Genomic DNA, 6,887 nt, shown 5'->3' with positions numbered 1-6,887 from the left:
CTTGTGCCTCAGCGCCGAAGGCCGTCGGGTGGTTGGGCGGGTGCGGGTGGGTTGTGGTTGGTCGCGCAGTTCCCCGCGCCCCTTGTGCCTCAGCGCCGTAGACCGTCGGGTGGTTGGGCGGGTGCCGGTGCGTTGTGGTTGGTGGCGCCCGTTCCCCGCGCCCCTGGGGTGAAGAACTACGGGCGCCACAAGGAATGCTGTCGGTCCGCCCACTCTCTGCTCACCTTGCCTGTGCGCATGCCCCTTCTGGACTCCGGGTCCGCCAGGGCCATGCCGATGTGGCCTGCCAGGACTATGCCGATGGTGAGGGCCAGCCAGTCGTGGACGAACGTGGCGCTGGTGCGCCAGAGGAGGGGGGTGAGGTGGGTGAACCACATCATGAGGCCGGTGCCGAGCATGACGAGCGTGGCGCCGGCGATCCAGGACGCGTAGAGCTTCTGGCCGGCGTTGAACTTGCCCGCCGGGCGGGAAGAGTGGCGCTTGTCGCGGTGCAGGGCGGCGCGCAGCCAGGTGCGGTCGTGCGGGCCGAAGCGGTTGAGGTGGCCCAGGTCGGTGCGGAGCGCGCGGGAGGCCAGGCCCGCCAGGACCGGGACGGGCAGGGCCAGGCCGGACCATTTGTGCAGGGTGACGACGAGGGCGCGGCGGCCGACGAGTTCGGCGAGCTGGGGGACGTAGAGGCAGGCCGCCGTCAGTACGCAGACGCCCATGAGGGCGGCCGTCGTGCGGTGTACCCAGCGCACGGTCCGGCTGAAGCGCCTGACAGCGACCGCGGTGTCAGGTCGTAGGCTCATCGTCACGTCCGTTCGAGCGGCCCACCCAGGCGTCGACGTCGTAGCCGCGCTCCTCCCAGTAGCCCGGCCGGACCTCGTCGGTGACGGTGATGCCGGAGAGCCACTTGGCGGACTTGTAGAAGTACATGGGCGCCACGTAGAGGCGGACCGGGCCGCCGTGGGAGTGGCCGAGGTCCTTGTCCTGCATGCGCAGGGCGACCAGGACGTCCGCGCGGCGGGCCTGGCCGAGGGTGAGGCTCTCGGTGTAGGTGCCGTCGAAGCAGGTGAAGCGGATGGCCTTCGCGGTGGGGCTGACCCCGGCGGTGTCGAGGAGGCGGGACAGGCGTACGCCCTCGAAGGGGGTGTCGGGGACGCGCCAGCCGGTGACGCACTGGACGTCGCGGACCAGGCGGGTCTGCGGGAGGGCCTTGAGGTCGGCCAGGGTGTAGGTCGCGGGGTGGTCGACCAGGCCGTCCACCTTCAGGCGGTAGGTGCCGTCGTTCTTGCGCGGGACGGACGAGGCGACCGAGTAGTAGCGGAAGCCGCCGCCGTTCGGGAGGAGTCCGGTCAGGCCGGTGGGGTCCTTGTCGGCGGCGCCACCGAGGAAGCCCTCCAGGCCGCGTTGGAGTTGAGGCGCGGCGACCACGCCGAGGGCGCCCAGGCCGAGGGTGCCGAGGAAGACCCGGCGGCCGACCGGGGTGCCCCGCTGTTCGGGGTGTCCGTCGTTCATGCCCTCATGTACGTCCTCGTTCACGTTCTCATTCGAACACCCGCGGCCCCGTCAGGACAGGGATCGCGGGTGCTCGTCAGAGTTCCGTAACCACTTCTTACGCGGCCGGGGTCAGGACGACGCCGCCTTCTCCAGCTGGAACGCCTCGTTGCCGAGCCCGATCCGGGCGTGCTTCTCGGGGTCGCGGGCGCGCAGCACCAGGCCCAGGACCAGGCCGGCGGCCAGGGCGAGGCCGATGATTCCGGGCAGCACCCAGCTCAGCGAGGAGTCCGGGCCGGCGCCGACGAGGACCTCGAAGTCCTTCACCGTGTAGCCGGCGATCACGAGCAGGGCGATGCCCGCCAGCGCGGAGGTGACCAGCCGCCAGGCCTGGGCGCCCGCGGCCCCCCGGCGGACGAAGAAGACGACGACCGACAGGGAGGCCGCCGCCATCAGCACGATCACGCCGAGGGCGCCGATGTTGCCGAACCAGGTGAACAGTTGCAGGACGGGCGCGGTCGGGTCGCCGGCCGGCTTGTCGTCGGCGATCGCGAAGGCGGCCACGACCACCACGGCCACGACGCTCTGGAGCAGCGAGCCGGTGCCGGGCGCGCCGCTGGTGCCGCTGGTGCGGCCGAAGGCGGCGGGCAGCAGGCCCTCGCGGCCCATGGCGAAGGCGTATCGGGCGACGACGTTGTGGAAGCTCAGCAGGGCGGCGAACATGCCGGTGACGAACAGGACGTGCAGGACGTCCGTGAAGGTGCGGCCGAGGCGGGACTCGGTGAGGAAGAACAGCAGTCCGGCACTCTGCTTCTGGGACGTGCCGACGATCGCGGACGGGCCGGTGGCGACGGTGAGGGCCCAGCTGCTCAGCGCGAAGAAGACGGCGACCCCGCCGACGGCGAGGAACATCACGCGCGGCACCAGGACGTGCGGCCGGCTGGTCTCCTCGGCGTACACGGGGGCCTGCTCGAAGCCGAGGAACGCGGCGACGCAGAAGCACAGCGCGGTGCCGACGCCCGCGCCGGTGAGGGTGTCGGGGTTGAAGGCGTGCAGCGAGAGGCCCTCCTTGCCCGGATCGGCGAGGGCGGCGACATCGAAGATCACGACGAGGAGCACCTCGATGACGAGCAGCACGCCGAGCACGCGCGCGTTGACGTCGATCTTCAGCCAGCCCAGCAGACCGACGGCGAGCGCGGCCACGAGCGCCGGTATCCACCAGGCGATCTCCACCTCGGCGTAGGTGGCGAGGAGCCCGGAGACCTCGAAGCCGAAGATGCCGTAGATGCCGATCTGGAGCGCGTTGTAGGCGACGAGGGCGACCAGGGCGGCGCCCGCGCCGGCGGTGCCGCCGAGGCCGCGCGAGATGTACGCGTAGAAGGCGCCCGCGTTGTGGACGTGGCGGCTCATCTCGGCGTAGCCGATGCTGAACAGGATCAGGACGACACCGAGGACGACGAAGAGCAGCGGCTGGCCGACGATGCCCATCACCGCGAATGTAGTGGGCATGACACCCGCGACCACCATGAGCGGGGCGGTCGCGGCGAGGACGGAGAGCAGCAGTCCCCCGGTGCCGAGCCGGTCGGCGCGCAGGGCGCGCTCCTGTCCCTTGAACGTGCTGATGCCGCCGGCTGCGGATGTGCTCGTGCTCGAACTGTCCGTGGTCATCGGGAGAGCGTCCTCACTTCTGGATTTCCGGGGGGTGTCAGGCCGTGCCCAGCGCGGCGGCGCGGGCGGCGGCGAAGGCGGTGTGCGGGTCGCGGTCCGGGTACGACCAGGGCGCCGGGGTGGCATGCCGGCCGATCCGGTGGAACAGGGCGGCGGCCTCGGCGCCCCGCCCCTCGCAGAACTTGGCGTGGGCGAGGAAGTTCAGGTCGATCAGCCGGCGCGGATGACCCTCCTGTTCCCACTCCAGCCACCAGTCGAAGGCGGCCTTCATCACCTGCCGGGCGCGGCGGCCGGTCCAGTGGCCCGAGGCGGCCGGGTCGGCGGGTTCGTGCCCGGCGGCGGCCAGCGCGCGGTAGCGCTCGGCGTGCGCGATGACCGGCAGGATCGCAAGCGGGGAGTCGGCCGGTGCCTGTTCGGCGGCCCAGTTGGCGAAGTCGTAGACCTCGTGCAGCGGGTCCGGGCCGGCCTCCGTGCGGCGTCCGGCGAGCCGGGCGACCATCAGGTGGTGGGCGTGGTGGTGGTCGGCGTACCGGGCACGGACCTGCTCGAAGGTCCGGACCACGTCCTGGTCGGTGCCGACCGCGCACTCCAGCAGGAGCAGGCCGAGCCAGGGGGTGGGGTCGGCGGAGAGGCGGGCGGCGGCGGTCATGCAGGCCTCGCGGGCGCGGTCCGGCTTGCCCTTGCCGTGCAGCACGCGCCGGACCTGGGCGAGGGCGAGCAGGACGGCGGCGTCGGCGGACTCGGGTTCGGCGAGCAGCCACTCACGGGCCCATGCGGCGCAGTAGGGCTCCCGCGCGAGGACCGTGACGCGGTGGCCGCGCCGGTCCCAGTCGTCCGCGGTGTGGACCAGCAGGGAGCGGGCGTTCTGCCAGCGGCCCTGGGCCAGCGCGGCGCGCGCGGTCACGAGGTCGGCGTCGTCGAGGGCCTCGTCGAAGGCCTGAGACGCACGTCTGCGGCCACGGCCGAGGGGAGGCGGGGGTGGGGGCACCGCAGAACTTCCTCACGCGCTCTTCTTGTGTTTCGGCTCACGGCGGTCGATGGAGCGCGTGTGTGCGCTTCGCCATGAACTGATCACGGACAGCCAACCCTCAGCCAACGGTTGGCGTCAAGGGCCGCCAGGGCGTTACACGCGTCAACTGCTGTTACTTGTGAGGGTTTTGTGATCAGAGGGAAGCCGGAGGGCGATGGGACGGGCATCCGATTTATCCGTTTCGCCCTTTGTGGCGTGCGTCATAGTGCTGGGCGGTCACCACCGCTCAGGATGGGGTGACGTACGGGCGCGCCGGGCGGAGCCGGCCGGTACAGTCGGCCCCTACGCCATCGTGAACCCGACCTGATGATCGAGGTACACCGCGTGTCGGTTCTTGTCCTGGTGCTCGCCGTGAGTGCCGCCTGCTGTCTGGGCTTCGGCTTCGTGCTTCAGCAGAACGCGGCCCAGCGCGCCCCGCTCAACGACTTCCTGTCCTTCCGGCTGCTGATCGACCTGGTGAAGGTGCCGCGCTGGCTCGGCGGCATCGGGCTGATGGTGGTCGGCACGGCGCTGGGTGCCGCCGCGCTGGGGCAGGGCGAGCTGTCGCTGGTGGAGCCGCTGCTCGCGACGAACCTGCTCTTCGCGCTCGCGCTGTCCCGCCGGCAGACCCGGCAGCCGCTCGGCCGCCAGGGCTGGGCCGGCCTTCTGCTGCTGGCGGGCGGAGTGTGCACGTTCATCGTGGCGGGCGAGCCACACGGCGGTGCCGCGACGGCCGATCCGATGCGGCAGTGGCTGATCATCGGGGCCATGATCGGGTTCGCCCTGCTGCTCACGGCGCACGCGAAGCGCTCCCGGCTGGGCTCCGGGCCGGTGCTGCTGGCTCTGGCCGCCGGGCTGCTGTACGGCGTGCAGGACGCGCTGACCCGCGTGAGCGGGGAGAAGTTCGCCGAGGGCGGCTTCGCCGGGCTGCTGACCGGCTGGCAGCCGTACGCCGTCCTCGCGCTGGGCGTCACGGGGCTGCTCCTCGTGCAGAGCGCCTTCGAGACCGCGTCCCTGCGCAAGTCGCTGCCGGCCCTCACCGCGGCCCAGCCGATCGCCGGGATCATCTGCGGCGTCGGCTTCCTGGGCGACCGGCTGCGGACCGACGTCGTGGCGCTGAGCTGGGAGGCGGGCGGTCTCCTCGCCGTGGTGGCCGGGATCATGCTGCTGGGTCTGCATCCGGCCATGCCTACGGGGACGGTGGAGCGGGCGGAGCGGGTTCCCGTGGGGCAGCTCCAGCCGCAGCCGCAGTGACGCCTCGCGCCCTGCTTGGATGAGGGCATGAGTGCTGATGAGGGCGTGAGTGCTGGGGGCGAGGGCGTGAGTGCCTCGGGCGAAGGCGTGGGTGTCTCGGGCGAAGGCGTGGGTGTTGCGTGCCAGGGCGTGAGTGCTTCGGGCGGAGTCCTGAATCCCGCTGACGAGATCCTCGACATCGTCGACGAGAACGACCGGGTCATCGGGCAGTCGCCCCGGGGCGAGGCCTACGCCAGGGGTCTGCGGCACCGCTGTGTGTTCATCCAGGCCCGGGACGCCGCGGGGCGGATCTTCGTGCACCGGCGGACGCCGACCAAGCTGGTCTTCCCCTCCCTGTACGACATGTTCGTCGGCGGAGTGGTCGGCGCGGGCGAGTCCTACGACACGGCGGCCCTGCGCGAGGCCGAGGAGGAACTGGGCGTGACGGGGCTGCCGCTGCCGCGGTACCTCTTCAAGTTCCTCTACGACAACGGCGCCGGGCAGACCTGGTGGTCGGCGGTGTACGAGGTCCGCTGCGACCTTCCGGTACAGCCGCAGGCCGAGGAGGTGGCCTGGCACGACTTCCTGCCCGAGGACGAGGTGCGACGGCGACTGGGCGACTGGGAGTGGGTGCCGGACGGGCTGGCGGCGTACGAGCGGCTCAGCGCGTTTCGGTCGAGGGGCTGAGCGGGCTGTCGCCCGGGGTGGACCGAACTGTGGCGGGCGGCACTGCCACCCCCCGGCGACCGGGTCCCCGGTAGGGTCGCACACGTGATCGAGTTCGTACGGAACGTCCGGTTGTGGTTCGCTCCCGCGCAAGTGCGGAAGGACGGCGAGACGCCCGACTACCGGTTCTCGCTGGCGAACGAACGCACCTTCCTGGCCTGGCTGCGCACCGCGCTCGCGCTGATCGGCGGCGGCTTCGCCGTGGACCAGTTCCTGCCGGACCTGCGCTGGGGCTGGCGCGTGGGGCTGGCGCTCGCGCTGCTGGCCGCGGGCGTACTGTGCTCGCTGCGGGCGGTCAACCACTGGGTGCGCTGCGAGCGGGCCATGCGCCGGGGCGAGGACCTGCCGGTGTCCCGGTTCCCGGCGGTGCTGAGCCTCGTGGTCGCGATCGTCGCCCTCGCCATGGTCGTGGTGGTGCTGGTGGGGTGGGAGGGGTGAACGCGCCGGCGGCCCGGCGTCAGGACCCCGACCGCGACCCAGGGCTGCAACCCGAGCGGACCCGGCTCGCGTGGCGGCGTACGACGCTGTCGGGCACGGCAGCCGCCGTGCTCGCCGTGAAGACCGCGCTGCACGGCGGAGCGTCGGCGCCCGGGCTCGTCGCGTGCGCGCTGTGCTGCGTCCTGTGGCTGGCCTTCCTGAGCATCGCCCACCGCCGCATCCGCGCCCTCTCGGCCACCGCCACCCCTGCCGCGTTCGCACCCCGGCACGCCACGGCCGCGGTGCTGTGCACGCTGGCGTTGGCAGTGTGCGGGGCGGCGCTCGTGCTCTAGGG

General features: G+C 72.2%; 8 protein-coding genes. 4 read left to right on the top strand and 4 right to left on the bottom strand.

Annotated features, from left to right (window positions below):
- Window positions 1–176: 176 nt before the first annotated feature.
- The 4 genes from CA983_RS38550 to CA983_RS38535 form a co-directional block, all read right to left on the bottom strand.
- Window positions 177–791: a cytochrome b/b6 domain-containing protein gene (locus CA983_RS38550; protein ID WP_086605362.1), complete on the bottom strand. Its 615-nt coding sequence runs from the start codon at window positions 789–791 to the stop codon at window positions 177–179.
- Window positions 775–1,500, bottom strand: coding sequence for a molybdopterin-dependent oxidoreductase (locus CA983_RS38545; protein ID WP_086605365.1), 726 nt, complete (start codon window positions 1,498–1,500; stop codon window positions 775–777). The genes CA983_RS38550 and CA983_RS38545 overlap by 17 nt, the downstream gene beginning before the upstream one ends.
- A gap of 111 nt (window positions 1,501–1,611) precedes the next feature.
- Complete coding sequence (locus CA983_RS38540) at window positions 1,612–3,147, bottom strand: APC family permease (protein ID WP_086605361.1); 1,536 nt, start codon at window positions 3,145–3,147, stop codon at window positions 1,612–1,614.
- A 37-nt stretch (window positions 3,148–3,184) separates the two neighbouring features.
- A complete protein-coding gene (locus CA983_RS38535) occupies window positions 3,185–4,135 on the bottom strand; it encodes a hypothetical protein (RefSeq protein WP_086605360.1) in 951 nt (316 codons plus the stop codon).
- A 348-nt stretch (window positions 4,136–4,483) separates the two neighbouring features.
- On the opposite strand from CA983_RS38535, the gene CA983_RS38530 reads away from it, so the two are divergent.
- From CA983_RS38530 to CA983_RS38515, 4 genes are all read left to right on the top strand, one after another.
- Complete coding sequence (locus tag CA983_RS38530) at window positions 4,484–5,410, top strand: DMT family transporter (RefSeq protein WP_208637129.1); 927 nt, start codon at window positions 4,484–4,486, stop codon at window positions 5,408–5,410.
- Between the two features lie 150 nt (window positions 5,411–5,560).
- Complete coding sequence (locus tag CA983_RS38525) at window positions 5,561–6,076, top strand: NUDIX hydrolase (RefSeq protein WP_086605363.1); 516 nt, start codon at window positions 5,561–5,563, stop codon at window positions 6,074–6,076.
- An 84-nt stretch (window positions 6,077–6,160) separates the two neighbouring features.
- Entirely contained in the window at window positions 6,161–6,553 is a 393-nt protein-coding gene (locus CA983_RS38520; protein WP_059421526.1) for a YidH family protein, read from the top strand.
- Complete coding sequence (locus CA983_RS38515) at window positions 6,550–6,885, top strand: DUF202 domain-containing protein (RefSeq protein WP_086605359.1); 336 nt, start codon at window positions 6,550–6,552, stop codon at window positions 6,883–6,885. Before CA983_RS38520 ends, CA983_RS38515 begins: the two co-directional genes overlap by 4 nt.
- Window positions 6,886–6,887: the final 2 nt, after the last annotated feature.

It is taken from the genome of Streptomyces swartbergensis, assembly GCF_002148965.1.
GTDB lineage: Bacteria > Actinomycetota > Actinomycetes > Streptomycetales > Streptomycetaceae > Streptomyces > Streptomyces swartbergensis.
The sequence above is the reverse complement of the archived record's forward strand: the minus strand, read 5'-3'. Positions and strand labels throughout refer to the sequence as shown.

What these genes read in the sequence shown, in the direction of transcription:
- CA983_RS38550 (WP_086605362.1), bottom strand. Translation starts at nt 791, where the DNA reads ATGAGCCTACGACCTGACACCGCGGTCGCTGTCAGGCGCTTCAGCCGG.
- CA983_RS38545 (WP_086605365.1), bottom strand. Translation starts at nt 1,500, where the DNA reads ATGAACGACGGACACCCCGAACAGCGGGGCACCCCGGTCGGCCGCCGG.
- CA983_RS38540 (WP_086605361.1), bottom strand. Translation starts at nt 3,147, where the DNA reads ATGACCACGGACAGTTCGAGCACGAGCACATCCGCAGCCGGCGGCATC.
- CA983_RS38530 (WP_208637129.1), top strand. Translation starts at nt 4,484, where the DNA reads ATGATCGAGGTACACCGCGTGTCGGTTCTTGTCCTGGTGCTCGCCGTG.